23 protein-coding genes and 1 pseudogene are annotated in these 26516 nt (G+C 59.9%); 15 read left to right on the top strand and 9 right to left on the bottom strand.

Annotated features, from left to right (window positions below; translation table 11 throughout):
* Window positions 1–147: 147 nt before the first annotated feature.
* A complete protein-coding gene (gene bioB, locus FQ185_RS04805; RefSeq protein WP_149416497.1) occupies window positions 148–1203 on the bottom strand; it encodes a biotin synthase BioB in 1056 nt (351 codons plus the stop codon).
* A gap of 92 nt (window positions 1204–1295) precedes the next feature.
* Here bioB and FQ185_RS04800 point away from each other — a divergent pair, with 92 nt between their 5' ends.
* From FQ185_RS04800 to rarD, 5 genes are all read left to right on the top strand, one after another.
* Window positions 1296–2036, top strand: a complete 741-nt coding sequence (locus tag FQ185_RS04800) for a ComF family protein (RefSeq protein ID WP_149416496.1) — start codon at window positions 1296–1298, stop codon at window positions 2034–2036.
* 63 nt (window positions 2037–2099) lie between these two features.
* Entirely contained in the window at window positions 2100–2864 is a 765-nt protein-coding gene (locus FQ185_RS04795; protein ID WP_149416495.1) for a TOBE domain-containing protein, read from the top strand.
* Between the two features lie 133 nt (window positions 2865–2997).
* Window positions 2998–4899, top strand: a complete 1902-nt coding sequence (locus FQ185_RS04790; RefSeq protein WP_149416494.1) for a PhoX family phosphatase — start codon at window positions 2998–3000, stop codon at window positions 4897–4899.
* Between the two features lie 196 nt (window positions 4900–5095).
* Window positions 5096–6070 (top strand): serine/threonine protein kinase, encoded by a 975-nt coding sequence (locus tag FQ185_RS04785; RefSeq protein ID WP_149416493.1) that lies wholly within the window; start codon window positions 5096–5098, stop codon window positions 6068–6070.
* A gap of 146 nt (window positions 6071–6216) precedes the next feature.
* Window positions 6217–7104 carry an EamA family transporter RarD gene (gene rarD, locus FQ185_RS04780; protein WP_149416492.1) on the top strand — a complete coding sequence of 296 codons (888 nt, stop codon included), beginning with the start codon at window positions 6217–6219 and terminating at the stop codon, window positions 7102–7104.
* A gap of 214 nt (window positions 7105–7318) precedes the next feature.
* Here the strand turns inward: rarD and FQ185_RS04775 are convergent, their stop codons facing one another.
* A complete protein-coding gene (locus tag FQ185_RS04775) occupies window positions 7319–7837 on the bottom strand; it encodes a glycine cleavage system protein R (protein ID WP_149416491.1) in 519 nt (172 codons plus the stop codon).
* A gap of 536 nt (window positions 7838–8373) precedes the next feature.
* Here FQ185_RS04775 and FQ185_RS04770 point away from each other — a divergent pair.
* Window positions 8374–10551, top strand: a complete 2178-nt coding sequence (locus FQ185_RS04770) for a malate synthase G (protein WP_149416490.1) — start codon at window positions 8374–8376, stop codon at window positions 10549–10551.
* 98 nt (window positions 10552–10649) lie between these two features.
* On the opposite strand, the gene FQ185_RS04765 is transcribed toward FQ185_RS04770, so the two are convergent.
* On the bottom strand, window positions 10650–11096 hold the full coding sequence (locus FQ185_RS04765) for a response regulator (RefSeq protein WP_149416489.1): 447 nt from the start codon (window positions 11094–11096) through the stop codon (window positions 10650–10652).
* A gap of 254 nt (window positions 11097–11350) precedes the next feature.
* On the opposite strand from FQ185_RS04765, the gene FQ185_RS04760 reads away from it, so the two are divergent.
* The 8 genes from FQ185_RS04760 to FQ185_RS04725 all read left to right on the top strand — a co-directional run bounded on the left by FQ185_RS04760 (window position 11351) and on the right by FQ185_RS04725 (window position 20487).
* Entirely contained in the window at window positions 11351–13291 is a 1941-nt protein-coding gene (locus FQ185_RS04760) for a putative nucleotidyltransferase substrate binding domain-containing protein (protein WP_149416488.1), read from the top strand.
* Window positions 13288–13995 carry a PolC-type DNA polymerase III gene (locus FQ185_RS04755; RefSeq protein ID WP_149416487.1) on the top strand — a complete coding sequence of 236 codons (708 nt, stop codon included), beginning with the start codon at window positions 13288–13290 and terminating at the stop codon, window positions 13993–13995. Before FQ185_RS04760 ends, FQ185_RS04755 begins: the two co-directional genes overlap by 4 nt.
* A 239-nt stretch (window positions 13996–14234) precedes the next feature.
* Window positions 14235–14753, top strand: coding sequence for an RNA polymerase sigma factor (locus FQ185_RS04750; protein WP_149416486.1), 519 nt, complete (start codon window positions 14235–14237; stop codon window positions 14751–14753).
* Entirely contained in the window at window positions 14750–15721 is a 972-nt protein-coding gene (locus FQ185_RS04745) for a FecR domain-containing protein (protein ID WP_149416485.1), read from the top strand. The genes FQ185_RS04750 and FQ185_RS04745 overlap by 4 nt, the downstream gene beginning before the upstream one ends.
* 145 nt (window positions 15722–15866) lie before the next feature.
* Complete coding sequence (locus FQ185_RS04740) at window positions 15867–18314, top strand: TonB-dependent siderophore receptor (protein WP_149416484.1); 2448 nt, start codon at window positions 15867–15869, stop codon at window positions 18312–18314.
* A gap of 65 nt (window positions 18315–18379) precedes the next feature.
* A complete protein-coding gene (locus FQ185_RS04735) occupies window positions 18380–19510 on the top strand; it encodes a PepSY domain-containing protein (protein WP_149416483.1) in 1131 nt (376 codons plus the stop codon).
* A complete protein-coding gene (locus FQ185_RS04730; RefSeq protein ID WP_090178942.1) occupies window positions 19507–19686 on the top strand; it encodes a hypothetical protein in 180 nt (59 codons plus the stop codon). The genes FQ185_RS04735 and FQ185_RS04730 overlap by 4 nt, the downstream gene beginning before the upstream one ends.
* 171 nt (window positions 19687–19857) lie before the next feature.
* Window positions 19858–20487: a glutathione S-transferase gene (locus FQ185_RS04725; RefSeq protein ID WP_149416482.1), complete on the top strand. Its 630-nt coding sequence runs from the start codon at window positions 19858–19860 to the stop codon at window positions 20485–20487.
* Window positions 20488–20683: 196 nt separating this feature from the next.
* Here FQ185_RS04725 and FQ185_RS04720 read toward each other — a convergent pair.
* A pseudogene (locus FQ185_RS04720) lies at window positions 20684–21025 on the bottom strand (inner membrane CreD family protein); the annotation flags it as partial.
* A gap of 75 nt (window positions 21026–21100) precedes the next feature.
* A complete protein-coding gene (locus FQ185_RS04715; protein WP_149416481.1) occupies window positions 21101–21607 on the bottom strand; it encodes an ATP-dependent zinc protease in 507 nt (168 codons plus the stop codon).
* Window positions 21608–21800: 193 nt separating this feature from the next.
* Between FQ185_RS04715 and FQ185_RS04710 the strand changes: the two genes are divergently transcribed.
* Window positions 21801–22688, top strand: coding sequence for an acyltransferase (locus FQ185_RS04710; RefSeq protein WP_149416480.1), 888 nt, complete (start codon window positions 21801–21803; stop codon window positions 22686–22688).
* Window position 22689: 1 nt separating this feature from the next.
* On the opposite strand, the gene FQ185_RS04705 is transcribed toward FQ185_RS04710, so the two are convergent.
* The 4 genes from FQ185_RS04705 to FQ185_RS04690 form a co-directional block, all read right to left on the bottom strand.
* Window positions 22690–23247, bottom strand: a complete 558-nt coding sequence (locus FQ185_RS04705) for a DUF2780 domain-containing protein (protein ID WP_149416479.1) — start codon at window positions 23245–23247, stop codon at window positions 22690–22692.
* A gap of 203 nt (window positions 23248–23450) precedes the next feature.
* Window positions 23451–24650: a formaldehyde dehydrogenase, glutathione-independent gene (gene fdhA, locus FQ185_RS04700; RefSeq protein WP_033053966.1), complete on the bottom strand. Its 1200-nt coding sequence runs from the start codon at window positions 24648–24650 to the stop codon at window positions 23451–23453.
* A 205-nt stretch (window positions 24651–24855) separates the two neighbouring features.
* Window positions 24856–25713, bottom strand: coding sequence for a formyltetrahydrofolate deformylase (gene purU, locus FQ185_RS04695; protein WP_149416478.1), 858 nt, complete (start codon window positions 25711–25713; stop codon window positions 24856–24858).
* A gap of 126 nt (window positions 25714–25839) precedes the next feature.
* Window positions 25840–26472, bottom strand: coding sequence for a sarcosine oxidase subunit gamma (locus tag FQ185_RS04690; protein ID WP_149416477.1), 633 nt, complete (start codon window positions 26470–26472; stop codon window positions 25840–25842).
* Window positions 26473–26516 lie beyond the last annotated feature (44 nt).

Genomic DNA, 26516 nt, shown 5'->3' with positions numbered 1-26516 from the left:
CTATCAAATGACACATGTCCCCTGTGGGAGCGGGCTTGCCCGCGATGGCGTCGGTCCAGTCGACATCAATGTTGAATGTCAGTCCGTCATCGCGGGCAAGCCCGCTCCCACAGGGTTTTGCATTCCTTCAGAAGTATCAGCGAAGGATCAGACGGCGGCGTTATAGAACTGCTCGCTGCTCTTCTGCTCAACCAGCGCTTGTTCGATAGCCGCCTGGTGCACTTCATCAGCGTGTTCTTCGCGCGCTTCCGGCAGGATCCCCAGGCGCGAGAACAGTTGCATGTCCTTGTCGGCCTGCGGGTTGGCGGTGGTCAGCAGTTTGTCGCCGTAGAAAATCGAGTTGGCACCGGCGAAGAACGCCAGGGCCTGCATCTGCTCGTTCATCGCTTCGCGGCCGGCGGACAGGCGCACGTGGGATTGCGGCATCAGGATACGTGCGACAGCCAGCATGCGGATGAAGTCGAACGGGTCGATATCGTCAGCATTTTCCAGCGGCGTACCGGCGACTTTCACCAGCATGTTGATCGGCACCGATTCCGGATGCTCCGGCAGGTTGGCCAGCTGGATCAGCAGGTTGGCGCGGTCATCAAGCGACTCGCCCATGCCGAGAATGCCGCCGGAGCAGATCTTCATCCCCGACTCACGCACGTAGGCCAGCGTTTGCAGGCGCTCGCCGTAGGTGCGGGTGGTGATGATGCTGCCGTAGAACTCCGGCGAGGTGTCGAGGTTGTGGTTGTAGTAATCGAGGCCGGCGTCTGCCAGGGCGACAGTCTGGTCCTGATCCAGGCGACCGAGGGTCATGCAGGTTTCCAGGCCCATGGCTTTCACGCCTTTGACCATTTCCAGCACGTAAGGCATGTCTTTGGCCGACGGATGTTTCCACGCCGCGCCCATGCAGAAACGGGTCGAACCGATAGCCTTGGCGCGAGCGGCCTCTTCGAGGACCTTCTGCACTTCCATCAGCTTTTCTTTTTCCAGGCCGGTGTTGTAGTGACCGGACTGCGGGCAATATTTGCAATCTTCCGGGCAAGCACCGGTTTTGATCGACAGCAGCGTCGACACTTGAACCCGGTTAGCGTCGAAATGCGCGCGGTGCACGGTCTGCGCCTGGAACAACAGGTCGTTGAATGGCTGAACGAAGAGTGCTTTGACTTCGGCCAAAGACCAGTCATGACGCAGGGTGGCAGTGGTGCTGGCGCTCATGGGTGTTTCCTTTGTTTTATGCTTGGCAAGCGGCCGGGGGATGGAATACCCACAGACGCGACACGGATGTTCGGCATATTTAAGGAAGAGTGATGCGCTGTCAACCACGATACGATGGACCGGTTTACATCTGGTTAAAAAACGAACAAATCTGTTTGCTTTGCGGCGAAGCATCCGATGAAAGGACACCGATCTGCACGGCTTGTGAAACCGATCTGCCCTGGCTTGGCGACCATTGCCAGACCTGCGCCCTGCCCTTACCCGCGCCTGGGCTGACGTGCGGCCAATGCTTGAATCAACCGCCGTCCTTTGAACGGGTCGCAGCGCCGTGGACCTACAGCTTTCCGATCGACAGCCTGATCACCCGCTTCAAGCACAACGCGAAATGGCCGTTTGGCCGTCTGCTCGCCGAAATTCTCGCTCAGTTCCTGCAACATCGCTTCGATGAAGACCTCGACCGGCCAGACGCATTGATCCCGGTACCGCTGGCCCCCAAACGCCTGCGCCAACGAGGTTTCAACCAGGCCGCGATGCTCGCTCATTGGCTCAGCGCCAGCCTCGACATTCCGAGCGATGAACGGTTGTTGTCGAGGACTCAGGACACCAGCGCGCAGCAGGACCTGAATGCCGATGAACGCAAAAAGAACCTGCGCCATGCTTTCGCCCTCGCGCCGGAGGCGCCCATCAAGGGTCGTCACCTGGCGCTGGTGGATGACGTGCTGACCACCGGCGCCACCGCCCAGGCCCTGGCTCGCTTGTTAATGAACGCTGGCGCCGCGCGGGTCGACGTCTATTGCCTGGCCCGCACGCCCAAACCCGGAGATGGAGCCTGACTTGACTCCCGAGGCCCAAGCCGCCAACGTCCTCCCCAACGTCACAGCCCAAAGCGTCTTGTCATGTCCTTGCCTACGTTGTTGTCCCAGCACATTGCCCGTCGTCCGCAGCGCATCGCGTTGTTGCAACACATCGCCGAGCAGGGCTCGATCACCCGCGCCGCCAAAAGCGCGGGCCTGAGTTACAAGGCCGCTTGGGATGCCATCGATGAGTTGAACAACCTCGCGCAGAAACCGCTGGTGGAACGCAGCGTCGGCGGCAAGGGCGGTGGCGGCGCCAAACTTTCCAGCGAAGGTGAGCGCGTGTTGCGCCTGTATCAAAAGTTGCAAGCCTTGCAGGCCCAAGTGCTGGAAGCCGCTGAAGATGCCAGCGACCTGGATCTGCTCGGTCGACTGATGCTCAGAACCAGCGCGCGCAATCAATTGCACGGCAAGGTCTCGGCAATCGAAACCCAGGGGCGCAACGACCTGATTCGCCTTGAATTGGCCGAAGGCTTAAGTATCGATGCACAGATTACCCACGACAGCACCCTGCGCCTGGAACTGGAAACCGGCACCGAAGTAGTGGCGCTGATCAAGGCCGGCTGGCTCGACTTGCTGGGCGTTGAGGATGCTGCAACCGCAGGACACAATTGCCTGAAGGGCATTGTCGAGGAAATCCTCGACGCCGAAGACGGGCCCAGCGAAGTGCGCATCGGCCTGCCCAATAGCCAGACACTCTGCGCGCTGGTCGAGCCGCTGCACTTGAAAAACCTCGGTCTCGCGGCCAACAAACCGGTGCTGGTGCAGTTCGCCCCGTCCAACGTTTTGCTCGGCATCCCGCTCTAGCTCCGATTCTCCGCAACCTTTGCAGCTGCCGAAGGCTGCGTTCGGTATCTACAGGGATCGCGGCAAGACAACTGCAACAAAACCTTCATCAACCATCATTAAGGTGACTGCAAAAACCCGCAGGGAGCCTGATGTGAGCCTATTAGAAGACAACCAATCCACCGACCTCGAGAATATGGTCGGCCTCAGCCGTCGTGGCTTCATCAGCGCGGGCGCCCTGTGCGGTGCAGCCATGTTCCTTGGCGGCAACCTGCTGAGTCGCAGCGTGTTGGCCGCCAGTGTCAGCGCCGGCTCCAGCAAACTGTTGGGTTTCGACAGCATTCCCGCCGCCACCAGCGACGCCATCAGCCTGCCGCCCGGCTACAACTCTTCGGTGTTGATCAGCTGGGGCCAACCCCTGCAAAAGAATGGCCCGGCGTTCGACCCAAGTGGCAACGGCACCGCCGAACATCAGGAAGTCCAGTTCGGCGACAACAACGATGGCATGAGCCTGTTCGAGTTTCCCGGTGATGAAAACCGGGCGTTGATGGCGATCAACAACGAATACACCAACTATCGCTACCTCTACCCTCACGGCGGCATGCCGCAATCGGCGGACGAAGTGCACAAGGCGCTGGCCTGTGAAGGCGTGTCGGTGATCGAAGTGCAGCGCAACAAAGGCCAGTGGCAATTTGTTCAGGGCTCGCGCTACAACCGGCGCATTCACGGTAACGCGCCAATCAGCCTGAGTGGCCCGGCCGCCGGTCACGAACTGCTGAAAACCAGTGCCGACCCGCACGGCAAGAATGTCCTCGGCACCTTCCAGAACTGCGCCAACGGCAAGACGCCGTGGGGCACTTATCTGACCTGCGAAGAGAACTTCACCGACTGCTTCGGCAGCAGCAACGCCGAGCAAAAATTCGACGCCGCGCAGAAACGCTATGGCGTGGTGGCGGCCAGCAAAGACATCAACTGGCATCAACACGATCCACGCTTCGACCTGGCGAAGAATCCCAATGAGCTCAACCGTCACGGCTGGGTGGTGGAAATCGACCCGTTCGATCCGCAATCGACACCGGTCAAGCGCACCGCCCTGGGTCGTTTCAAACATGAAAACGCCGCCCTGGCCGAAACCGGCGATGGTCACGCCGTGGTGTACATGGGCGACGATGAGCGCGGCGAATTCATCTACAAATTCGTCAGCCGCGACAAGATTAACCACAAAGAACCCAAAGCCAACCGCGACCTGCTGGACCACGGCACCTTGTACGTGGCGCGCTTCGACGCGGGCGACGGCAACGCCGATCATCCAAAAGGCCAGGGCGTGTGGATCGAGTTGACCCACGGCAAGAACGGCATCGACGCCAGCAGCGGTTTTGTCGATCAGGCCCAAGTGATGATTCACGCGCGCCTCGCCGCCAGCGTGGTGAAAGCCACGCGCATGGACCGTCCGGAATGGATCGTTGTCAGCCCCAAGGATGGCCAGGTCTATTGCACACTGACCAACAACGCCAAGCGCGGCGAAGACGGCCAACCGGTGGGCGGGCCGAACCCGCGTGAGAAGAACGTCTACGGGCAGATCCTGCGCTGGCGCACCGACCGCGACGATCACGGCTCGAAAAGCTTTGCCTGGGACCTGTTTGTGGTGGCCGGCAACCCGGGCGTGCATGCCAATACGCCGAAGGGTGGCTCGTCGAACATCACGCCGCAAAACATGTTCAACAGCCCGGATGGTCTGGGTTTCGACAAGGCTGGGCGGTTGTGGATTCTCACCGATGGCGATTCGAGCAATGCCGGTGATTTTGCGGGCATGGGCAACAACCAGATGCTGTGTGCCGACCCGGTGACCGGGGAGATTCGTCGTTTCATGGTCGGACCGGTGGGCTGTGAGGTCACGGGGATCAGTTTCTCGCCTGACCAGAAGACCTTGTTTGTCGGGATTCAGCATCCGGGGGAGAACGGTGGGTCGACGTTCCCTGAGCATTTGCCTAATGGCAAGCCGCGGTCGTCGGTGATGGTAATTTCCCGGGACGATGGCGGGATCGTCGGCGCCTGATCGGCCGCCATCGCGGGCAAGCCCCCTCCCACAGGTCATGCGCCAATATTGAAATCGCGCCTATCCTGTGGGAGCGGGCTTGCCCGCGATGGCGTCTGCCCAGACAACACACATCTCAAGCCCGCCCCCTAAAACATCCCCGTCTGCGCTACCATGCTTGGCCGGACGCGGCAGCCTGCTGCGCGCAGGAGTCAGCATGGCCCACCCGTTTGCAACCCTCACCCCAGACCTCGTGCTCGATGCCGTCGAAAGCATCGGGTTTCTCAGCGACGCTCGCATTCTGGCGCTCAACAGCTACGAGAACCGTGTCTACCAGGTCGGCATCGAAGACTCCGAACCGCTGATCGCCAAGTTCTACCGTCCGCAGCGCTGGACCAACGAAGCGATTCTCGAAGAGCACCAATTCACCTTCGAACTCGCCGACTGCGACGTGCCGGTGGTGGCGCCGATGGTTCACAACGGTGCAAGCCTGCACGAACACAACGGTTTCCGTTTCACCCTGTTCCCCCGCCGCGGTGGCCGTGCGCCGGAGCCGGGCAATCTCGATCAGCTGTATCGCCTGGGCCAATTGCTCGGTCGCCTGCACGCCGTCGGCGCGACAAAACCGTTCGAGCACCGTGAAGCACTGGGGGTGAAGAACTTCGGTCATGACTCGCTGACGACCTTGCTCGAAGGTAATTTCATCCCTCGCAGCCTGCTGCCAGCTTTCGAGTCCGTCGCCCGCGACCTGCTCAAGCGTGTGGAAGAGGTCTACAACGTTACGCCGCACAAGAACATCCGCATGCACGGCGATTGCCATCCCGGCAACATGATGTGCCGCGATGAGATGTTTCACATCGTCGACCTCGACGACTGCCGCATGGGCCCGGCAGTGCAGGACATCTGGATGATGCTGGCCGGTGATCGTCAGGAATGTCTCGGTCAGCTGTCGGAATTGATGGACGGCTACAGCGAGTTCCACGACTTCGATCCGCGGGAACTGGCGTTGATCGAACCGCTGCGAGCCTTGCGCCTGATGCACTACAGCGCCTGGCTCGCCCGTCGCTGGGACGACCCGGCGTTCCCGCGCAGTTTTCCGTGGTTCGGTACGGAGCGCTATTGGGGGGATCAGGTGTTGGCGTTGCGCGAACAACTGGCGGCACTCAACGAAGAACCCCTAAAACTCTTCTGACTCACCCTGAAACCCTGTGGGAGCGAGCAAGCTCGCTCCCACAGTTGTTCGTGTTCACAATTAACCAACCTATTCAGGTACGACATTCGTCGACAAATCTCCTTACAATCCCCCTCTTTAGTTAGCTGCCTAAGCAAGGATTCTGCATGCAAGCCGCCAACCCGCGTCGCGGGTACATCCTGGGCCTGAGTGCCTACATCATCTGGGGAATTTTCCCGCTCTACTTCAAAGCCATCGCCAGCGTGCCCGCCGTGGAAATCATCATCCATCGGGTGCTCTGGTCCGCGCTGTTTGGTGCGTTGCTGCTGATGGTCTGGAAACATCCTGGCTGGTGGCGTGAACTGCGTGACAATCCGAAACGGCTTGCGATCCTGGCCCTGAGCGGCACGCTGATCGCCGCCAACTGGCTGACCTACGTCTGGTCGGTAAACAACGGGCGCATGCTTGAGGCGAGTCTCGGTTACTACATCAACCCGCTGGTGAACGTGCTGCTGGGCATGTTGATCCTCGGTGAGCGGTTGCGGCGCATGCAATGGCTGGCCGTTGGCTTGGCGGCGGCCGGCGTCGCGCAGCAGGTTTGGCAAGTCGGCAGCCTGCCGTGGGTGTCGTTGGTGCTGGCGCTGACCTTCGGCTTCTACGGTTTGATCCGCAAACAGGCGCCGGTCAAGGCGTTGCCGGGCCTGGTGGTGGAAACCTGGATGCTGGTACCGATTGCGGTCGCCTGGTTGCTGTTCAATCCAGGCGCAAGCAGCGCACAAGCCGAGTTCTGGACGACATCCGAAGCCTGGTGGCTGGTGGCCGCCGGGCCAATCACGCTGGTGCCGCTGGTGTGTTTCAACGCCGCAGCACGGCATTTGCCCTACACCACGCTCGGATTCCTCCAGTACCTGGCGCCCACGCTGGTGCTGTTGCAAGCCGTTCTGCTGTTTGACGAACACTTGTCGTCCAGCACGCTGGTAGCGTTCATTTTTATCTGGGCAGGCCTGGCGGTTTATAGCATCGATGCCTGGATCAGTCTGCGCCGTCGCAGTTGATCAAAAAACATACAAACCTCCGCAGACCACGTCTTCCGTGGCCTGCATCGATCCTTCCCAAGGTTATCCACAGCGTGATCCCCGCCGTTTGTGCGCAACTTGTTGAAACTGCTGGTTTTTTGATCAGTTCCTGAAGAACCCCGGCCGACGTGGCCTGGCGGGCTGTCTCTACAGGTTATCCACAGGCAGGTGCACGTATAACCTGGATAACCTTTCAGGGTTCACTGCGCAGCACCAATTCCACCATCAAATCGTCCGCCAGGGTTTCCAGGCGCGATTGCAGCACATCCAAGGACAACGTCAGCGGCACCGCGAGAATGGCTTCGGCGTGGAACAACGGCTCGCTACTCATGGGTGCCGGACGTACTTCGGTCACCAGACTCTCCAGGTTCACTCCCTGCTCACTGAGCAGACGCGTGATGTCGCGGACGATTCCCGGTCGGTCATTGCCCACCAATTCCATCGCAATCGGTTTCCAGGTGCAGGATTGCTCAATGCCGCTCTCGGCGATCAGCACGCGAATGCCATGTGCGGACAACGCCTTTAGGGCATCCACCAGTTCATCGTAGGCCTCGGCCGGCACGCCCACGCGAAGAATCCCGGCGAACTGGCCGGCCATGCGCGACATGCGGCTCTCCAGCCAGTTGCCGCCGTGCTCGGCTATGCATTGGGCAATGCGCTCGACCTGCCCAGGCTTGTCCGGAGCGAATACAGTAAGTACGAGGTGGTCCATGGCGCAGCCCTCTTTTGTTATAGAAAAAGAAGTATAGGCAAAGGTGGTTGCTGCGCTGAATCGGCTGACGCCTTCGCGAGCAGGCTCGCTCCCACAGGTTCTGCGCTGTACCTGTGGGAGCGAGCCTGCTCGCGAATGAAGGCACCGCCGATCCACTTGGGAAAAACAAATCGTGTACAAGTTTTGATATTTAACTGGAACAATCCAATAGTTTTTTGAGAACATCTCGCTCCCCGACGTGACTGCAATGCGTCACGGGGTCGCAGAACGACGTAATTAGTCTAATTTTCACAACCGCAATTCATCATGTAGTATGCCGCAGCGCGCACTACATAACGTTGGATCGATGTCTGCCACAGGCGCAGCCACAACCCTGAAAGCCCCGTCAGCAAGGCCCCAAGCCGTTGATTGGACCGAACCCAGCCGCCCGCAATGGCATGTACTGGCAGACGGGTTTGTGGTTTAAATGGCCAGAGGCTTCATTGTCAAAATTGAAGAGCTGAAAAGCGAAATAGCTGAGCAGAGTGAGGCAAGCAATGACTGAACACGTTCAAGTCGGTGGCCTGCAGGTCGCCAAAGTCCTGTTCGACTTCGTGAACAACGAAGCCATTCCCGGTACCGGCCTCACCGCCGATAAGTTCTGGGCCGATGCCGACAAGGTCATTCATGACCTGGCGCCGAAGAACAAAGCCCTACTCGCCAAACGCGATGATTTCCAGGCACGTATTGATGCCTGGCACCAGACTCGTGCGGGTCAAGCGCACGATGCTGTGGCCTACAAAGCCTTCTTGCAAGACATCGGTTATCTGCTGCCAGAAGCGGCTGATTTCCAGGCAACGACGCAAAACGTCGATGACGAAATCGCCCGCATGGCCGGTCCACAGCTCGTGGTTCCGGTGATGAACGCCCGCTTCGCGCTCAATGCCTCGAACTCCCGCTGGGGTTCGCTGTATGACGCGCTCTACGGCACCGATGCCATCAGCGAGGCTGACGGCGCGGAAAAAGGCAAAGGCTATAACAAGGTTCGCGGTGACAAGGTGATTGCCTTCGCCCGCGCCTTCCTCGACGAAGCCGCGCCATTGGCTGCCGGCTCCCATGTCGATTCCACCGCTTACAAAATCGTCGACGGCAAACTGGCGGTCGCCCTTAAAGGTGGCAGCAACAGCGGCCTGCGCAACGATGCCCAGCTGATCGGGTTCCACGGCGATGCATCGGCACCGACCGCGATCCTGCTGAAAAACAACGGCCTGCATTTCGAAATCCAGGTCGATGCCAGCACCCCGGTCGGCCAGACCGACGCGGCCGGCGTCAAAGACATCCTGATGGAAGCCGCGCTGACCACGATCATGGACTGCGAAGACTCCGTCGCCGCCGTCGATGCCGATGACAAAGTGGTGATCTACCGCAACTGGCTCGGCCTGATGAAGGGCGATCTGTCGGAAGAAGTCTCCAAGGGCGGTCAGACTTTTACCCGCACCATGAACGCCGACCGCACTTATACCGGTGTCGATGGTAAAGAACTGAGCCTGCACGGCCGTTCGCTGTTGTTCGTGCGCAACGTCGGTCACCTGATGACCATCGACGCGATCCTCGACAAAGACGGCAACGAAGTGCCGGAAGGCATTCTCGACGGTCTGTTGACCAGCCTCGCGGCGATCCACAGCCTCAACGGCAACAACTCGCGCAAGAACAGCCGCACCGGCTCGGTCTATATCGTGAAGCCGAAGATGCACGGCCCTGAAGAAGCCGCGTTCACCAACGAGCTGTTCGGTCGCGTTGAAGAGGTGCTGGGCTTGCCGCGCAACACCCTCAAAGTCGGGATCATGGACGAGGAGCGCCGTACCACGGTCAACCTCAAGGCCTGCATCAAGGCTGCCAGCGAGCGCGTGGTGTTCATCAATACCGGTTTCCTCGACCGCACGGGCGACGAAATCCACACTTCCATGGAAGCCGGCCCGATGGTGCGCAAGGCCGACATGAAAGCTGAAAAGTGGATTGGCGCCTACGAAAACTGGAACGTCGATATCGGTTTGAGCACCGGTCTGCAAGGCCGCGCCCAGATCGGTAAAGGCATGTGGGCCATGCCCGACCTGATGGCGGCGATGCTCGAACAGAAAATCGCCCACCCGATGGCCGGCGCGAACACGGCGTGGGTTCCATCGCCCACCGCCGCCGCGCTGCACGCGCTGCACTACCACAAGGTCGATGTGTTCGCCCGTCAGGCCGAACTGGCCAAACGTGCGCGCGCTTCGGTTGACGACATCCTGACCATCCCGTTGGCCGTCAATCCCGACTGGACCCCAGAGCAGATCAAGAATGAACTGGACAACAACGCCCAAGGCATTCTCGGTTACGTGGTGCGCTGGATCGATCAGGGCGTGGGTTGCTCGAAAGTGCCGGACATCAGCGACATCGGCCTGATGGAAGACCGTGCGACGCTGCGGATTTCCAGCCAGCACATCGCCAACTGGCTGCGTCATGGCATCGTCACCGAAGAGCAGGTCATGGAAAGCCTCAAGCGCATGGCGCCTGTGGTTGACCGTCAGAACGCCAATGACCCGTTGTATCGCCCGCTGGCACCGAACTTCGACAGCAACATCGCCTTCCAGGCGGCGGTCGAACTGGTGGTTGAAGGCACCCAACAGCCGAACGGCTATACCGAGCCGGTGCTGCACCGTCGCCGTCGCGAGTTCAAGGCTGCCAATGGCCTGTAACTAAGCGCCGACGCCGGACAAAAAAAGCCCTGATCGAAAGATCAGGGCTTTTTGGTTTGAGGTTGATCGTTCCCACGCTCTGCGTGGGAACGATCAACCTAAACATCCATTCCCAACTCGTGCTTGACCAGCGCCAACAGCTTGTCGGTATCGACAGGTTTGAGCAGGAAGTCGACCACGCTCAAGTGCATCGCAGCGATCGCGTCTTGTACATCGGCGTCACCGGAAACGATGATGATCGGCATAGCCGCTCGCACCGATTCACGAACCTGACGAATCAGGTCCAGACCATCGACATTTCCCATCCGCAGATCGGTAATCACCAGGCCAATCGATGGTTTCTCGTCCAGCATCTTGAGTGCGGTTTCACCACTGGCAGCCGTCATGCAGCGAATACCACCCAGAGCAAGAATCTCCGACAGCAACTCCCGTGCGTCTTTATCGTCGTCGACGATCAGTACCCGTTGCGGCGGTAGATCGGGTTCCAGCATGACGGCGCTCAGCGCCTCGCGCTCGGCGTCACTCAAAATATCGTGGTCGGACATGGCGCTTTCTCTACATTTCATACAATCGTCTGGCTCATTCGTCAGACATCGCCAGTAGGACCTTCAATGTGCACTTCGTCGGAAAGTTCTCCTATAGCCAATGTAGGAGGTTTTTCTGATAGTTGCGTCAGACATTTCCTAACTTCCGACACCTGCATTGCCTACCTAGACTTACGTCCAATGGGCACCCTGCGCGCAGGGGCCGACCATGGCTGAGTCATCCGACAACAACAATTCAAAAAAAGACTGCGGTAATGGTTATGAGTAAAGAGGATGCCTTCACACAGGCAGGGAAAACCGCGGTGTTGCAGAACATCCAGGGCACTTTGCAGTTCCTTCAGCGCTTCCCGCCCTTCAATCAGATGGAACACGCCCACCTGGCGTATTTGGTCGAACAATGTCAGCTGCGTTTTTATGCGCCCGGCGAGGGCATCATCAAACCCGCCGACGGCCCGGTTGAGCATTTCTACATCGTCAAACAAGGCCGGGTCGTGGGTGAGCGTCCGCACACCGCCAAGGGCGGCACCGAAACCACCTTCGAAATCGCCGCCGGCGAGTGTTTTCCCCTCGCCGCGCTGCTGGGAGAACGTGCGACTCGCACCGAGCATCTGGCCGCCGAAGACACCTTTTGCCTACAGCTGAATAAGCTGGCGTTCATCAAACTGTTCGCGCTTTCCAACGCGTTTCGCGACTTTGCCCTACGCGGCGTAAGCAGCCTGCTGGATCAGGTCAACCAGCAAGTCCAGCAAAAAGCCGTGGAAACCCTCGGAACTCAATATTCGCTCAATACCCGTCTGGGTGAATTGGCCATGCGCCATCCGGTGACCTGCAGTCCTGCCATGCCGTTGCGCGAAGCCGTGACCCTGATGCACGAGCAGCAAGTCGGCAGCATTGTGGTGGTCGACGAACATAAAGCGCCGCTGGGGATTTTCACTCTGCGCGACCTGCGCCACGTGGTGGCCGACGGCACTAACGATTTCAACGAAGCTATCGAGCGCCACATGACCCGGGCGCCGTTTTACCTGTCGCCGGACCACAGCGCCTTCGATGCGGCGATTGCGATGACCGAGCGGCATATCGCCCACGTCTGCCTGGTCAAGGACCATCGCCTGTGCGGCGTGGTCTCGGAACGCGACCTGTTTTCCCTGCAACGGGTCGACCTGGTGCACCTGGCGCGGACCATCCGCAGCGCCCAGCGCGTTGAAAACCTGGTGGCGATGCGCGGCGAGATCGGCCAACTGGTCGAACGCATGCTGGCCCACGGCGCGTCTTCGACCCAGATCACGCACATCATCACCCTGCTCAACGATCACACGGTGTGCCGGGTGATCGAGCTGACCCTCGCCGAGAAAGGCGACCCCGGCGTACCGTTCAGTTGGCTGTGTTTCGGCAGCGAAGGCCGCCGCGAACAGACGCTGCACACCGATCAGGACAACGGCATTCTGTTCGAAGCCCGGGATGCCGCCCACGCGGCCGAGATTCGCGGCAAGTTGTTGCCCATCGCCCAGCAGATCAATCAGAGCCTGGCGCTCTGCGGCTTTACCTTGTGCAAGGGCAATATCATGGCCGGCAACCCCGAGCTGTGTTTGTCCCGGGCCGAATGGGCGCGACGTTTTGCGGCGTTTATCCGCGAGGCCACGCCGGAGAACTTGCTGGGTTCGACCATCTATTTCGACTTGCGCGTGGTCTGGGGTGACGAGCAAGGCTGCGAGCAGCTGCGTCAGGGGATTCTCGATCAGGTGAATGACAACCGGTTGTTCCAGCGAATGATGGCCGAGAATGCCCTGCGCAACCGACCGCCCGTGGGACGTTTCCGTGAGTTCGTACTGGCTCGCAAGAATGGCGAGAAAGCCACTCTGGACTTGAAAGTCCAAGGGCTGACGCCGTTTGTCGACGCTGCTCGCCTGCTGGCGCTCGCCCACGGCATCGAAGCGAACAACACCCTGGAGCGCTTCCGACAGCTAGTGGACAACGAAGTGATCGAACGTCTGGACGGTGCGGCCTACGAAGAGGCGTATCACTTCATCCAGCAAACCCGCATGCAGCAACATCAGCTACAGACTCGGGAGAATTTGCCCTACTCCAATCGGGTCGATCCGGACAGCCTCAATCACCTTGATCGTCGAATCCTGCGTGAATCCCTGCGCCAGGCTCAACGCTTGCAAAGCAGCCTGGCCCTGCGGTATCAGCTATGAGCCTGTTCTCATGGCTGCGCCCGGCAGGTCCGGCTGTACCCGACGAACTGCAGCAACGTCTGGAACGCTTGCCGACGGCCCTCGCGCTGAGCGAATGCAGCCTGCGTGAACAACGCTGGGTGGTGCTCGACCTGGAAACCACCGGGCTGAACCTGAACAAGGATCGCGTATTGTCCATCGGCGCGGTGGTGATCGAGGACGGTGCGATCGACTTCAGTCAGCAGTTCGAACGCACCTTGCAGTGCAGCGAACTCAAACTCGGCCCCAGCGTCCTGATTCATGGCCTGGGTCCCAGCGCGATTGCCGCTGGCAGCGACCCGGCGCAAGCCTTGCTCGAATTCATGGAGTTCGTCGGTGGCAGTCCGGTGTTGGCGTTTCATGCGCCGTTCGACCAGCACATGCTCGGGCGCGCCTTGAAGGATCATCTGGGCTACAAATTGCAGCATGTGTTTCTGGATGTGGCGGATATCGCGCCGTTGCTTTGCCCTCAGGCGCACATTCGCGAAGCCGGCCTGGATGAGTGGATTGACTGGTTCAAGCTCGAAGTGTTCGAGCGTCACAATGCCAGTGCCGATGCGCTAGCCACCGCAGAGTTGGCGCTGATCCTGTTCAGTCGCGCGCGGCAGCAGCAAATTCACAGTCCGGCGAATCTGCAACAGCGCCTGAATCAGTGGAAACGACGCCAGCACACACATTCCTTCTGAATCTGCGGCGCTTGTTCGGACGCCTTCGCGGCGATCCGACGAGCCCGCTCCCACAGGTTTTTTCGAGAACGACTCAGAACCTGTGGGAGCGTGGCTTGCCCGCGATGAACGATAACGCGGTCCAATTGAATACACGCCAATAAATCCACCTGACCAGTGGCCAATTGCTTACCTCTCCCGCCTCTGCCACAATCGCGAACAATTCTCGTTAGTTAACACTTCCCAATCGGTGATGCTGCGTGTCGTCAGTCCAAAGCCCTCAGAGTGAGCTCGTCGGTGCGTTATATCGCGACCATCGCGGTTGGCTATTGGCTTGGCTTCGACGCAATGTGGCCTGCCCGCAACGGGCCGAAGACCTGAGCCAGGACACCTTCGTGCGGCTACTGGGCCGTGATGAACTGAAGGAACCTCGCGAACCGCGGGCGTTTCTGGTGGCGATCGCCAAGGGCCTGCTGTTCGACTACTTCCGCCGCGCCGCGCTGGAGCAGGCTTACCTCACCGAGCTGATGCTGATCCCCGAGGGCGAACAACCGTCGGTGGAAGAACAGCAAATGATCCTCGAAGACCTTAAAGCCATCGACCGCCTGCTCGGCAAGCTCTCGAGCAAGGCCCGGGCAGCATTTCTCTATAACCGTCTCGACGGCCTCACCCATGCGGAAATCGCCGAGCGTCTGGGTGTGTCGGTGCCGCGGGTTCGTCAATACCTGGCCCAAGGCATTCGTCAGTGTTACATCGCGCTGTACGGTGAGCCGGTATGAACCCGGTCAGTTCCAAACCAGTGTCAGCGCAAGTGCTGGATGCCGCGATTGCCTGGCAATTGTCCCTGGATTCCGGCAACCCGGTGGAGCGCGAAGAGTTCGCCAAATGGCACGCCGCTCATGAAGAACATGCCCGTGCCTGGCGTCAGTTGGGCATGCTCGACCAGCGATTCAGCGTCGCCAGCGGACCGGCCCGCACAGCCTTGTTGCAATCGCGCGAAAGCATTCGCCGGCGCGTGCGCAAATTGGGCAGCGGCGTCGCCAGCATTGTCGCGGTGATCGGGTTGGCGCTGTTTGCTGGTGATCGCTATCTGCCGGTCGACTATTGGCTGGCCGATCAACGCACCGCCACCGGCGAGCAACGCACGTTGCGCCTGAGCGACGGCACGCTGGTCAACCTCAATACCCACAGTGCCGTGGACGTGCGTTTCGATGAAAAGCAGCGGCTGATCGTCCTTCAGGAAGGGGAAATCCTCGTCGAAACCGGCCACGGCGATGCCCGGCCGTTTATCGTCGAAACCCGCGAAGGCAGCATGCGCGCACTGGGCACGCGGTTCCTGGTCAAGCGTGAAGAAGAAGGCACGCGCCTGAGCGTGTTGAAGTCAGCGGTGGCCGCTCACCCGCAATCGAGCCCTGAAGAACAGATTCTGCGCGAAGGCCAGCAAGTGTTGATGCGCAGCAATGGTCTGGGGCCGATCATCGCGCTCAACCTCGGCGCAGATGCCTGGACCCGAGGCATGCTGGTGGTGGACGACACGCGGCTGGAAGACTTGGTCCATGAACTTGGTCGCTATCGCCGCGGGTATTTGGGTGTTGCACCCGAGGTCGCCGACCTGCGAATCACCGGCAGCTTCCCGCTGCATGACACCGACAAGGCGTTGAGCGCGCTGCTGCCGACCCTGCCGGTACAGATTGAACAGCACACGTCTTGGTGGGTGACGGTGGCGGCGAAGACTGAGGCTAAATGATCGTTCCCACGCTCTCGTGGGAACGATCTTGAACAACACCCAACTTGTTTACTGAATCGAAATTATTTTCAATCAGCCCTATCACTTTTGAATTCTCGTTCGGCACCTAGGTAATTGAGAAGTATTCCCTTTCAGGAGCCGCTGTATGTCCCGCTCGCTAGACACCTTGTTGCGCCCCAGTTTGCTGGCGGTCGCCATTGCCCTTTGCGCCCCCCTGGCCAGCAGCCAGCTGGTTGCCGCTGAACAGGCGTCCAGCGTTCGCGCCTACAACCTGCCGGCCGCGCCACTGGCCAGCACCCTCAATCAGATCGCCAGCCAGGCGGGCCTCGCGTTGTCGTTGAATCCATCGCTGGCTGCGGGTAAAACCTCGGCTCCGGTCAAAGGCCAATTCGACGGCGCCGGCGCCCTGCGTGAAGCCTTGCTCGGCACCGGTCTGCAACTGGAACAGAGCAGCACTGGCACCTTCAGCCTGGTGGCCGTGCCCGAGGGTGTGATGGCCCTGCCGGAAACCAGTGTGATCGGACAGCAAGCGTATGAAAGTGCCTGGGGCCCGGCTGCGGGTTATGTTGCGACCCGCACTGCTGCAGGAACCAAAACCGATACTGCCATCGTCGAAGTACCGCGCTCGATGACGGTAATCACCCGTGAGCAACTGGACGAGCGCCAAGTGCTCAACCTCAATGACGCTCTGCGCTACACCGCTGGCGTACAGAGCAGCGGTTATGGTTCCGACTCCCGCGCCGACTGGCTGCGGGTGCGCGGCTTCGACCCGACCCAGTTCCTCGACGGCCTGCCGCTGCCGAAAGGTTCGTTCTCCAACCCGAAAGTCGAGCCGTGGAACCTCGAGCGCATCACCGTGCTGCGCGGCCCGGCCTCCTCGGTTTATGGCCAGACCCCACCGGGCGGCATGCTCGACATGGTCAGCCGTCGCCCGCAGGCTGAAAGCGCCAATCAGGTCGAATTCCAGGCCGGCAGCAACGAACACAAGCAGATCAACTTCGACAGCACCGGCAAGATCGATGACGAAGGCAAATTCCTGTACCGCGTCAGTGGCGTGGCGCGCGACAGTAATGCACCGGTCGACCATATCCCGGACAAGCGCTACAACATCGCGCCGAGCCTGACCTGGAACATCAACGAAGACACCAGCCTGACGTTCATTTCCCAATACACGCGTGACGATACCGGGATCACCGGTCAGTTTCTGCCGTTGCAGGGCACCAAACTGGCAGGCAGCAAGATTTCCCACCACAAGAACCTTGGCGAGCCGGATTGGGACTTTTACGATCGCACCTACTACGCGCTGGGTTATGCCTTCGAACATCGCCTGAACGATATCTGGCAGTTCCGCCAGAACCTGCGCTACACCAAAAGCGACCTGGCATTTCAGGCGGTGAACGTCGGCACCTTCAACACTGTCGACGCTGATGGCAACGTCAATCGCGAGTCCGGCATCGTCAATGAAGACATCAGCCAATTCGCCGTCGACAACAATTTCCAGGCGGACTTCCAGACAGGGGCCATTGACCATACGCTGCTGCTGGGACTCGATCACCAGCGTTCGAACACCAATTATGAATGGCTGTACGGCGGCTCTTATACCTACGGCGCCGACGGCAGTATCACCGGCAGCAACGTGCCTGCGATCAACATTCATCGTCCGGTGTACGGCCAGGACATGTCCAACGTCAGCTATTTTGCGTTGCAGGATTTCAGCCAGAAGACCTACCAGACCGGCCTTTACATTCAAGACCAGATGGCACTCGACAACTGGCGCCTGACGCTGGGTGGTCGTGAAGACTGGGTCCATACAGGCACCACTTTTCACAACAGTGGCGATGCCACCAGCACCCAGCGCGACAAGGCTTTCACCGGCAACGTCGGGCTGAGCTATGTGTTCGACAACGGCGTGACACCTTACATTTCCTACACCGAATCATTCCAGCCAACCTCCGGTGCTGCGGTTGCTGCCACGCAGTCGTTCAAGCCAACCGAAGGTCGTCAGTATGAAGTGGGTGTGAAATTCCAGCCCGTGGGCAGCAACACCCTGCTGACCGCTGCGGTGTACGACCTGCGCCAGCAAAACGTAAAAGTCACGGAAGGCAGCTTCACGCGTTCGGTCGGCGAATTGCAGGTTCGCGGTCTGGAACTGGAAGCCACTACCGAAGTGACGGATAACCTCAAGCTGGTCGGTTCCTATACCTATACCGATACCGAAATCCGCAAAGGCCTGCCCACTGAAGTCGGCAACCGCATGGCATTGATCCCGCGCAATCAGGCCACCCTGTGGGGAGACTACACATGGCATGCAGGGCTGCTCGACGGTTTTGGCGTGGGTGCCGGTGTGCGATATGTCGGCGATACCTACGGCAACACCGCTAACACCGAAGTCGCCCACGTCGGTTCCTACACTGTTTACGACGCGGCGATGCATTACGATTTGGGTCGCATGAACAGCAGCATGAAGGGTGTGACAGTTGCCGTCGAAGCCAAGAACCTGTTCAACAAAGACTACTTGTCCAACTGCGACGGTTACTGGTGCTACTACGGGGACGAGCGCAATGTCGTTGCCAGCGTGAATTACAAATTCTAAGACGTTAGAAAACTGTCACCGAAGGGCCGCCTGAACTGCGGCCCTTTTGCCTTTGGAAACCCGTGATGAAAAGCAAAACAATTCGCAGCTGGTCCTTCGTCCACACTTGGACCAGTCTGATCTGCACGGTCTTTCTGCTGATGCTGGCGCTGACCGGCTTGCCGTTGATCTTCCACCACGAAATCGACCACCTGCTGGGCGATGCCGCTGAGTTGAAGGCAATGCCGGCGAACACCCCGCTGCTGAATTTGCAGCAATTGGTGCAGGCGGCTGAAAAGCACCGTCCCGGCGAAGTCATGCAGTATTTCGGCTTCGACGAAGACGAGCCCAACGCCGCGATCGCGATCATGGCAGCCACTGCCGGCACCGAGCCGAATTCGTCTCACACCTTCATGCTCGACGCCCGCACCGGTGAAGCGCTGGAGATGCCGTCGGCCAACGGCGGCTTCATGATGATCATGCTGCGCCTGCACGTGGACATGTTTGCCGGCCTGCCGGGCAAGTTGCTGCTGGCGTTCATGGGGCTGATGTTTGTCGTGGCCATAATTTCCGGGACGGTGCTGTACCTGCCATTCATGCGGCGCGTGAAATTCGCCACCGTGCGTCAGGACAAATCCACCCGCCTGCGCTGGCTCGACTTGCATAACCTGATCGGCGTGGTGACCCTGACCTGGGCGCTGGTGGTCGGCGTGACCGGCGTCATCAGTGCCTGCGCCGACCTGTTGATTGCCGCCTGGCGCAACGACAGCCTGAGCGCGATGGTCGCGCCATACCGTGACGCTCCACCGCTGACACAACTGGCGCCAGCGACCCGTTTGCTCGATATCGCCAAGGAAGTCGCACCGGGCATGCAGCCGGATTTCATCGCTTTCCCCGGCACACGATTCTCCAGCGAACACCATTACGCGGTGTTCATGAAAGGCAGCACTCACCTGACATCGCACCTGCTGACACCGGTACTGATCGACGCCAGCACCCTGCAAGTGACCGCCGTGGCCGAACGGCCGTGGTACATGGACGCCATGGGCATGTCACAACCGCTGCACTTCGGTGACTACGGCGGCATGCCAATGAAAATCCTCTGGGCGACGCTCGATGTGCTGACGATCATCGTGCTCGGCAGCGGGGTTTACCTGTGGGTGGTGCGGCGCAAGGCTGCCAAACCTGCGCTTGAACAAGCAGAGGCTCAAGCATGAGGCCAAGGCAGTCGAACTTCTGGAAAGTCTTCGCCACCCCCACGGTCATCGCCCTGCTCAGCGCCGCCGGGTTATTTGCCGCGCTGTTGGGGGATGGCGTGTGGGACGCGTTGAGCTGGCTTGGCCTGGGCGTTCCCGCCGCTCTCGCGCTGCGCGGCCTGCTGCAACGTCGCTGACGCAAACGGTCCGATCGCAACCCTCGTAACAGCTGCCGAGCCCGCGAGGCTCGACAGCTGCTACGAAATCAGTCCGCCTCGAAATCGGGTCGCCTGGTTCCACATGTGCCGCTTGAGCTCCCGGGTCAACGCGCTATGCTGCCCAGCACTGCCACCGACCGAGACGCTGCCATGTCCGCCCCCAGCATGACCCTGATCCACAACCCTTTGTCGCCGTACGTTCGCAAAGTCATGGTGCTGCTGCACGAGACCGGACAACAGGACCGCGTGGCACTGCAAGCCAGTGTGCTCAGCCCGGTCAGCCCGGATCTTGCCCTCAACGAAGACAACCCGTTGGGCAAGATTCCCGCCCTGCGCCTGGCCGACGGCAACGTCATCCATGACAGCCGGGTGATCCTCGATTACCTCGACCACCAGCACGTCGGCAACCCGCTGATCCCCCGCGATGGCTCGGCCCGCTGGCGCCGCTTGACCCTGGCCTCCCTGGCCGACGGGATCATGGACGCCGCGGTGCTGATTCGTTATGAAGTGGCCCTGCGCGCCCCGGAGAAACACTGGGACGAGTGGCTCGATGGCCAGCGCGACAAGATTCGTCGCGCGCTGGCGCTGCTGGAAAAGGACGCGATCGCCGAGCTGACCAGCCATTTCGATGTCGCTGCGATCAGTGTGGCGTGTGCGTTGGGCTACCTGGATTTGCGCCATCCGGATCTGCAATGGCGCACGGCGAATCCGCAGCTGGCGGCCTGGTATTTTGAGGTGAGTCAGCGGGCTTCGATGCTGGCGACAATGCCTAAGGTCTAGGTTTTCGCCGACGCTACGGGCCTCATCGCGAGCAAGCTCACTCCCACCGTTGATCGGTTGTGTGCACAAACTTTGTGTTCATTGGAGATCCCTTGCTCGCGATGGCACCACAGCGGATCCACTGGAAACAACACCGCAACCCGCGTCGCCAGCCCTTCCCCTTCTCACTGATCCTCGCGCAATCCCAACGACCGGTTCATTCCACCGCTCCGATATCAAACTCCAGTGGCTTCACCGATTTCTGCCCAATCCCGTACCCGTCCAGCTTGCGCGTCAGCACCATGAACACGCCCAGCAACCCAAACAACAGCAACGAGCCCATCAACAGCGCGTAATCCTCGGCGCTCAACAATCCATAAAGCAGGCCATACAGCGCCGCCAACCCCGCCGACAGCAGATACGCCAGGGCGAAGCCGATGTGTTCGGACAGTGACAGCAACAGCAGGTAGAAAAACGCCAGAGCGACACCCACCAAGGCGTATTGCACAGGGTGTACCGCCAGGCTTTTGAACACTTCGAAGAGGAAGAATCCAGCAAAGGGGAATATGAAGCATGGCGTCCGAGCCCGGCAGTTAAGTGGGCGAACGGTGCTCCAGGGCTGATTCGCCGTCAATCAGCAGTCGGGTTTGTCTGCCGTGAAGCGTCGCGCCGGGTTCACCGCCGCACCGAACTCACGCAAGGCTTTGGCGCCGATCAACAGCGGGTAGTTGAAGCTGCTGCGGTCGGTGAGGTTGACCTCCACCGTGCGTTTGACGTTGCCCAGGCACAGCTCCAGATCGACGACCGGACGTTTGGTGGGTGCGCTCTCGTCCTTCTCGTCCTCGTCTTCTTCGGAGCGGGTCTTGATCTTGCTGATCCGCGCGATCTTGTGTTCGTAGACCTTGTTGCTCGCGTCTTTGGTGCCGAGGCGGAAGCGCACCCACTCGTCGCCGTCGCGGGTGAAGGTCTCAATGTCCTTGGCCGACAGCGACGCAGTCAGGGCGCCGGTGTCCATTTTGGCCTTGAGGACTTCGCCGCCGATTTCCGGCAGCGCGATATATTCGTAGCGCCCGTACAGGGTCGGCTCAGCAGCCAGGACTGGCAGTGCCACGAGGGAAAGCAGTGCAAGGAGGGATTTCACGTAATGGGCTTCCTTGAAGAGTGGGCTGCGGGATTTTAGACCGTTATACGCATGATCGTTCCCATGCTCCGCGTGGGAACGATCGGTTAGGCCAAACATACCGGTTCGAAAGTGAAACATTTGTCGTCACCGATTTGGCCTTCCGCCCGAAGCTGCCTATCATGGCGCGCCCAAAAGCTTTCAAGAGTTACTTATGCGCCGCCTGCTCACCGGCTGTTTCGTTACCCTGCTGCTGTTGCTCAACACTTTGGTCCTGTTCGGCCCGCTGATGCTGTTCGCCTTGCTCAAGCTGGTCCTGCCCGGGCGCTTTCGCGATGTTGCCTCAGGGGTGGTGATGTGGATCGCCGAAACCTGGGCCGAAATCGACAAGCTGATCTTCCGGCTGTGCATCCCTACTCAATGGGACATTCGCGGTGGCGATCATCTGCGCCGCGACACCTCGTACCTGGTGATCAGCAACCATCAATCCTGGGTGGATATTCCGGCACTGATCCAGACGCTGAACCGACGCACGCCGTTCTTCAAGTTCTTTCTCAAGAAAGAGCTGATCTGGGTGCCATTCCTGGGACTGGCCTGGTGGGCCCTGGATTACCCGTTCATGAAGCGCTACACCAAGGCGTTTCTGGCGAAAAACCCTGAACTGGCCGGCAAGGATCTGGAGATCACCAAAGCGGCGTGCGCGTTGTACAAGCGTCAGCCGGTAACGGTGGTCAATTATCTGGAAGGTACCCGGTTCACTGCAGCGAAAAGTGCCCAGCAGCAGTCACCCTTCACTCACCTGCTCAAACCCAAGGCGGGTGGTGTGGCGTTTGTGTTGGCGGCGATGGGCGAACAGCTGGACGCCGTTCTGGATGTGACGGTGGTATATCCGAACCAAAAGATTCCGGGGTTCTGGGATCTGATCAGCGGCAACGTGCCGCGGATCATTATCGACATCAAGACCCGCGAGCTGGACCCGGCGTTGTGGCAAGGCGATTACGAAAACGATCCAGTGTTTCGCGAAACGGTCCAGAACTGGGTCAACCAGCTCTGGATCGAGAAGGACCTGCGCATCGACGCGTTGCGCGCCGAGCGCCGCTGAATCAGATACCGGAACCGGTGCCTGCGCCCCAGATCCCGCCCAGGTTTTGCAGCAGTGAACCGCCGACGCCCTGCTGACCGAAAAACTGCAGAAGCACGGGGGCAAACAGGCCGATCATGCCAGTGTCCATGCCCAATGCGCTGAAGGCACTGTTCAGGTCGTTGGTGTTACTCACGTTGCCCATGAGGTTGTCCAGGCCTGCCGATTTACCGGACGAGCCAAGCAAGCCGCTGAGGACACCCAGTTCACCGCCACCGGACAGCAACTCGATGCCGGGCACGCTTTTGGCCAACTCCGAGTAGTCGGTCGAACTCAATTGATTCTTCGCCAGACCAAGCATCGCCCCGGCACCGCCAATGGCTTGTTCTGGCGTCACGTTCAATTGACTGAGCGCACTCAGCAGACCGGCCGTCTGCGAAGTCGGCGCGGCCGCGGCGGCGTCATCGCCCTGCGTGCCGGAGAGGGCATTGGCCGCATCGAACAGGCTGAACTGAGCAAAGACCGGACTGGCTGCCAGACACATCAGCGAAGCCAGTGCAAAACCGCGTGAAATCTTCATCCAGACATCCTCAAGTGCCATGAAAACCGCCCGGCAATGGGCAGCGAAAAATCGTGTGTTGGACTGGCATCCAGAGGGATTGTTCCCAGCCTTGGCGAGTCCCTGACGAACAGTCGAAAAAGAACTGACCGAGCGTGAGAACGATCATTCCAGTCATAAAAAACGGCGCCCCAAGGGTCGCCGTTTTGTTTTGCCAGAAGCCTTTACGCTGCGCTAAACAGTTTGTGCGGATCGATCACAAACTTCTTCGGTACACCCGCATCGAACTCGCCATAACCACGTGGCGCGTCATCCAGGCTGATGACTTCCACGCCCACGATGTCGGCAATGTGAATGCGGTCCCACATGATCGCCTGCATCAGCTGGCGGTTGTACTTCATGACTGGCGTCTGGCCAGTGTGGAAGCTGTGGGATTTGGCCCAGCCCAAACCGAAGCGGATGCTCAGGCTGCCCATCTTCGCGGCGGCGTCGACTGCACCCGGATCTTCAGTCACGTACAGGCCTGGGATACCGATTTTGCCGGCAACCCGAACCACACCCATCAGCGAGTTGAGCACGGTGGCCGGAGCCTCGTGTTTCACGCCGTCATGGCCGTGACCACGCGCTTCGAAGCCCACGGCGTCGACGGCGCAATCCACTTCTGGTTCGCCCAGCAGTGCAGCGATTTGTTCGTGCAGCGGGGTGTCCAGGGACAGGTCGGCGATTTCGAAACCCTGAGCCTTGGCGTGCGCCAGGCGGACGGTGTTGACGTCACCGATGATCACCACCGCTGCGCCCAACAGGCGAGCGGAAGCGGCAGCGGCCAGACCGACAGGACCGGCACCGGCGATGTACACGGTGCTGCCCGGACCAACGCCGGCCGTCACTGCGCCGTGGTAACCGGTCGGCAGGATGTCGGAGAGGCAGGTCAGGTCGCGGATTTTTTCCATCGCACGATCGCGATCCGGAAGTTTCAGCAGGTTGAAGTCGGCATACGGCACCATCGCGTATTCAGCCTGACCGCCGGTCCAGTCGCCCATGTCGACATAACCGTACGCACCGCCCGGACGCGCCGGGTTAACGCTCAGGCAAACACCGGTGTGCATCTCTTTGCAGGAACGGCAGCGCCCGCAAGCGACGTTGAACGGCACCGATACCAGGTCGCCAATCTGCAGGTTCTCGACGTCGCTGCCCTTCTCGATCACTTCACCGGTGATTTCGTGACCCAGTACCAGGCCGGTTTGAGCCGTAGTACGACCGCGCACCATGTGCTGATCGGAACCACAGATGTTGGTGGAAACCACGCGCAGGATGACAGCGTGATTAATCTTCCTGCCGCGCGGGTCCTGCATTTTCGGATAGTCGATTTTCTGTATTTCGACTTTGCCATCGCCGAGATACACCACACCACGATTGCCAGACATGCTTTCACCTCGCTGTTGTTTTTATGTAGCGGTCGCGTCGCCATGGATCGGCGGCGCGTTGATTGCTCGGGTTGTTGCCTGTGTGTCTTGTGTTGTCTGTTATGGCCCCATCGCTGGCAGGCCAGCTCCCACAGTGATTCGGGTGAGCACAGGATTTGTGAACAACCCAAAACCCTGTGGGAGCTAGCCTGCTAGCGATGGCGATCTAAAGAACGACGGTGCGATTGGCGTTCAAAAACACTCGTCTTTCAATGTGATAACCAACGGCCCGGGCCAACGTCAGTCCTTCGATATCCCGCCCCTTGGCGATCAAATCTTCCGGGTAATGACTGTGGTCCACGACCTCGACCCCCTGGGCGATGATCGGGCCTTCGTCCAGGTCGTTGTTGATGTAGTGCGCCGTAGCGCCAACCAGTTTCACGCCCTTGTTGTAGGCCTGGTGATAGGGCTTGGCGCCCTTGAAACCCGGTAGCAGGGAGTGATGGATGTTGATCGCCTTGCCGTCGAGTTTGCGGCACAGCTCTGGCGACAGGACTTGCATGTAACGGGCAAGGATCACCAGTTCGGCGCCAGACTCTTCGATCACCTGCAAGACCTGACGCTCCTGCGTCGGCTTGTCGTTCGGGTCGAGCGGGAAGTGGTAGTACGGAATCTGGTGCCAATCGGCCAACGGTTTGAGGTCCGGGTGGTTGGAGACCACGGCGGCCACGTCCATCGACAACTGGCCGATGCGCTGGCGGTAGAGCAAATCGTTGAGACAGTGATCGGCCTTGGAGACCATGATTACCACTTTTGGCCGGTAGTTCGGTGGCGTCAGTTCGAAGATCATGCCGAAGGCTTGGCCGCGTTCTTCGAGGCCGGCGCGGAAGGCTTGCTCGTCGAAGCCGTCCGGCTGGCGGAATTCCACGCGAATGAAGAAACGGCCCGAAAGCCGATCATCGAAGGAATGGTGCTCGGTGACGTAGCAGCCCTGCTCGAACAGAAAGCGGGTCACCGCGTCCACGGTGCCGAGAACGCTTGGGCAGTCGGCGGTCAGAATCCATGTGTCTGGGGCGCGGCTCATAGTGCGGTGACTCCTATCTGATCGTTCCCACGCTCTGCGTGGGAACGCCGCCATGGACGCTCTGCGTCCGCTTTGGGACGCGGAGCGTCCCGGGATGCATTCCCACGCAGAGCGTGGGAACGATCATTACGCCTGAACGCTAAGGCCGTATTCGGCGGCCGCATCCTGCAACCACAACCACCAGTAATCCGAGAAGCTGCGACGAATCAGCAGCTCCCAGGTGTCTTCGGAGGTATGGCGGATCACCAGTTGCGACTTGGCAAACACGGTGCCGACGGCCTTGCCCACCGGAAAGCTGTTGGGGTGCACGTCGTAGCTGGTGGACTTCATCAGCACCTGGCGCACGTTCGGGCCGCTCAGTTCGAGGAGCTGCTGGCCGCCGCTGACGTTGGTGATCGCGATGTGCAGGTCGCCCAGCGCTTCACGCAGTTTTTGCTCGGCGGCGAATTCTTCACCGGTCGGCACGATCAGCAGCCATTCATCCGGCCCCATCCATTGCAGGCTGGTTTCGCCTTTGACGATGACGGTGAGCGCGCCCGGCAATTCGATGCCGAGGGCTTTGTGCACACCGGCAGCGAACGCCGCATCATGGCCATCGCCACGGATGGTCAGGTGGCCGAGGAGTTTTTTCTCACGCACGATCACGCCGGCGCTTTTGCGACCCTTGCCCACCAGGCTGGCGAGGTCGGCGTGATGCAGCGACGACTCGGCCTTGGCCCCGGTGGTTGGGCGTTGTTGGTAAACATTGGCTGCGGTCATAAAGCACCTTTCCTAAATTCTGTTGGTCCTGTGGAGGCTGTTCT

It is taken from the genome of Pseudomonas sp. ANT_H12B (genome assembly GCF_008369325.1).
GTDB lineage: Bacteria > Pseudomonadota > Gammaproteobacteria > Pseudomonadales > Pseudomonadaceae > Aquipseudomonas.
This window is presented reverse-complemented; position numbering and strand designations above follow the sequence as displayed.

Bases quoted from the DNA above. Each gene is read 5' to 3' on its own strand.
- bioB (WP_149416497.1), bottom strand. From the start codon at position 1,203: ATGAGCGCCAGCACCACTGCCACCCTGCGTCATGACTGGTCTTTGGCC.
- FQ185_RS04800 (WP_149416496.1), top strand. From the start codon at position 1,296: ATGCGCTGTCAACCACGATACGATGGACCGGTTTACATCTGGTTAAAA.
- FQ185_RS04795 (WP_149416495.1), top strand. From the start codon at position 2,100: ATGTCCTTGCCTACGTTGTTGTCCCAGCACATTGCCCGTCGTCCGCAG.
- FQ185_RS04785 (WP_149416493.1), top strand. From the start codon at position 5,096: ATGGCCCACCCGTTTGCAACCCTCACCCCAGACCTCGTGCTCGATGCC.
- rarD (WP_149416492.1), top strand. From the start codon at position 6,217: ATGCAAGCCGCCAACCCGCGTCGCGGGTACATCCTGGGCCTGAGTGCC.
- FQ185_RS04775 (WP_149416491.1), bottom strand. From the start codon at position 7,837: ATGGACCACCTCGTACTTACTGTATTCGCTCCGGACAAGCCTGGGCAG.
- FQ185_RS04770 (WP_149416490.1), top strand. From the start codon at position 8,374: ATGACTGAACACGTTCAAGTCGGTGGCCTGCAGGTCGCCAAAGTCCTG.
- FQ185_RS04765 (WP_149416489.1), bottom strand. From the start codon at position 11,096: ATGTCCGACCACGATATTTTGAGTGACGCCGAGCGCGAGGCGCTGAGC.
- FQ185_RS04760 (WP_149416488.1), top strand. From the start codon at position 11,351: ATGGTTATGAGTAAAGAGGATGCCTTCACACAGGCAGGGAAAACCGCG.
- FQ185_RS04755 (WP_149416487.1), top strand. From the start codon at position 13,288: ATGAGCCTGTTCTCATGGCTGCGCCCGGCAGGTCCGGCTGTACCCGAC.
- FQ185_RS04745 (WP_149416485.1), top strand. From the start codon at position 14,750: ATGAACCCGGTCAGTTCCAAACCAGTGTCAGCGCAAGTGCTGGATGCC.
- FQ185_RS04740 (WP_149416484.1), top strand. From the start codon at position 15,867: ATGTCCCGCTCGCTAGACACCTTGTTGCGCCCCAGTTTGCTGGCGGTC.
- FQ185_RS04735 (WP_149416483.1), top strand. From the start codon at position 18,380: ATGAAAAGCAAAACAATTCGCAGCTGGTCCTTCGTCCACACTTGGACC.
- FQ185_RS04730 (WP_090178942.1), top strand. From the start codon at position 19,507: ATGAGGCCAAGGCAGTCGAACTTCTGGAAAGTCTTCGCCACCCCCACG.
- FQ185_RS04725 (WP_149416482.1), top strand. From the start codon at position 19,858: ATGTCCGCCCCCAGCATGACCCTGATCCACAACCCTTTGTCGCCGTAC.
- FQ185_RS04710 (WP_149416480.1), top strand. From the start codon at position 21,801: ATGCGCCGCCTGCTCACCGGCTGTTTCGTTACCCTGCTGCTGTTGCTC.
- FQ185_RS04705 (WP_149416479.1), bottom strand. From the start codon at position 23,247: ATGAAGATTTCACGCGGTTTTGCACTGGCTTCGCTGATGTGTCTGGCA.
- fdhA (WP_033053966.1), bottom strand. From the start codon at position 24,650: ATGTCTGGCAATCGTGGTGTGGTGTATCTCGGCGATGGCAAAGTCGAA.
- purU (WP_149416478.1), bottom strand. From the start codon at position 25,713: ATGAGCCGCGCCCCAGACACATGGATTCTGACCGCCGACTGCCCAAGC.
- FQ185_RS04690 (WP_149416477.1), bottom strand. From the start codon at position 26,472: ATGACCGCAGCCAATGTTTACCAACAACGCCCAACCACCGGGGCCAAG.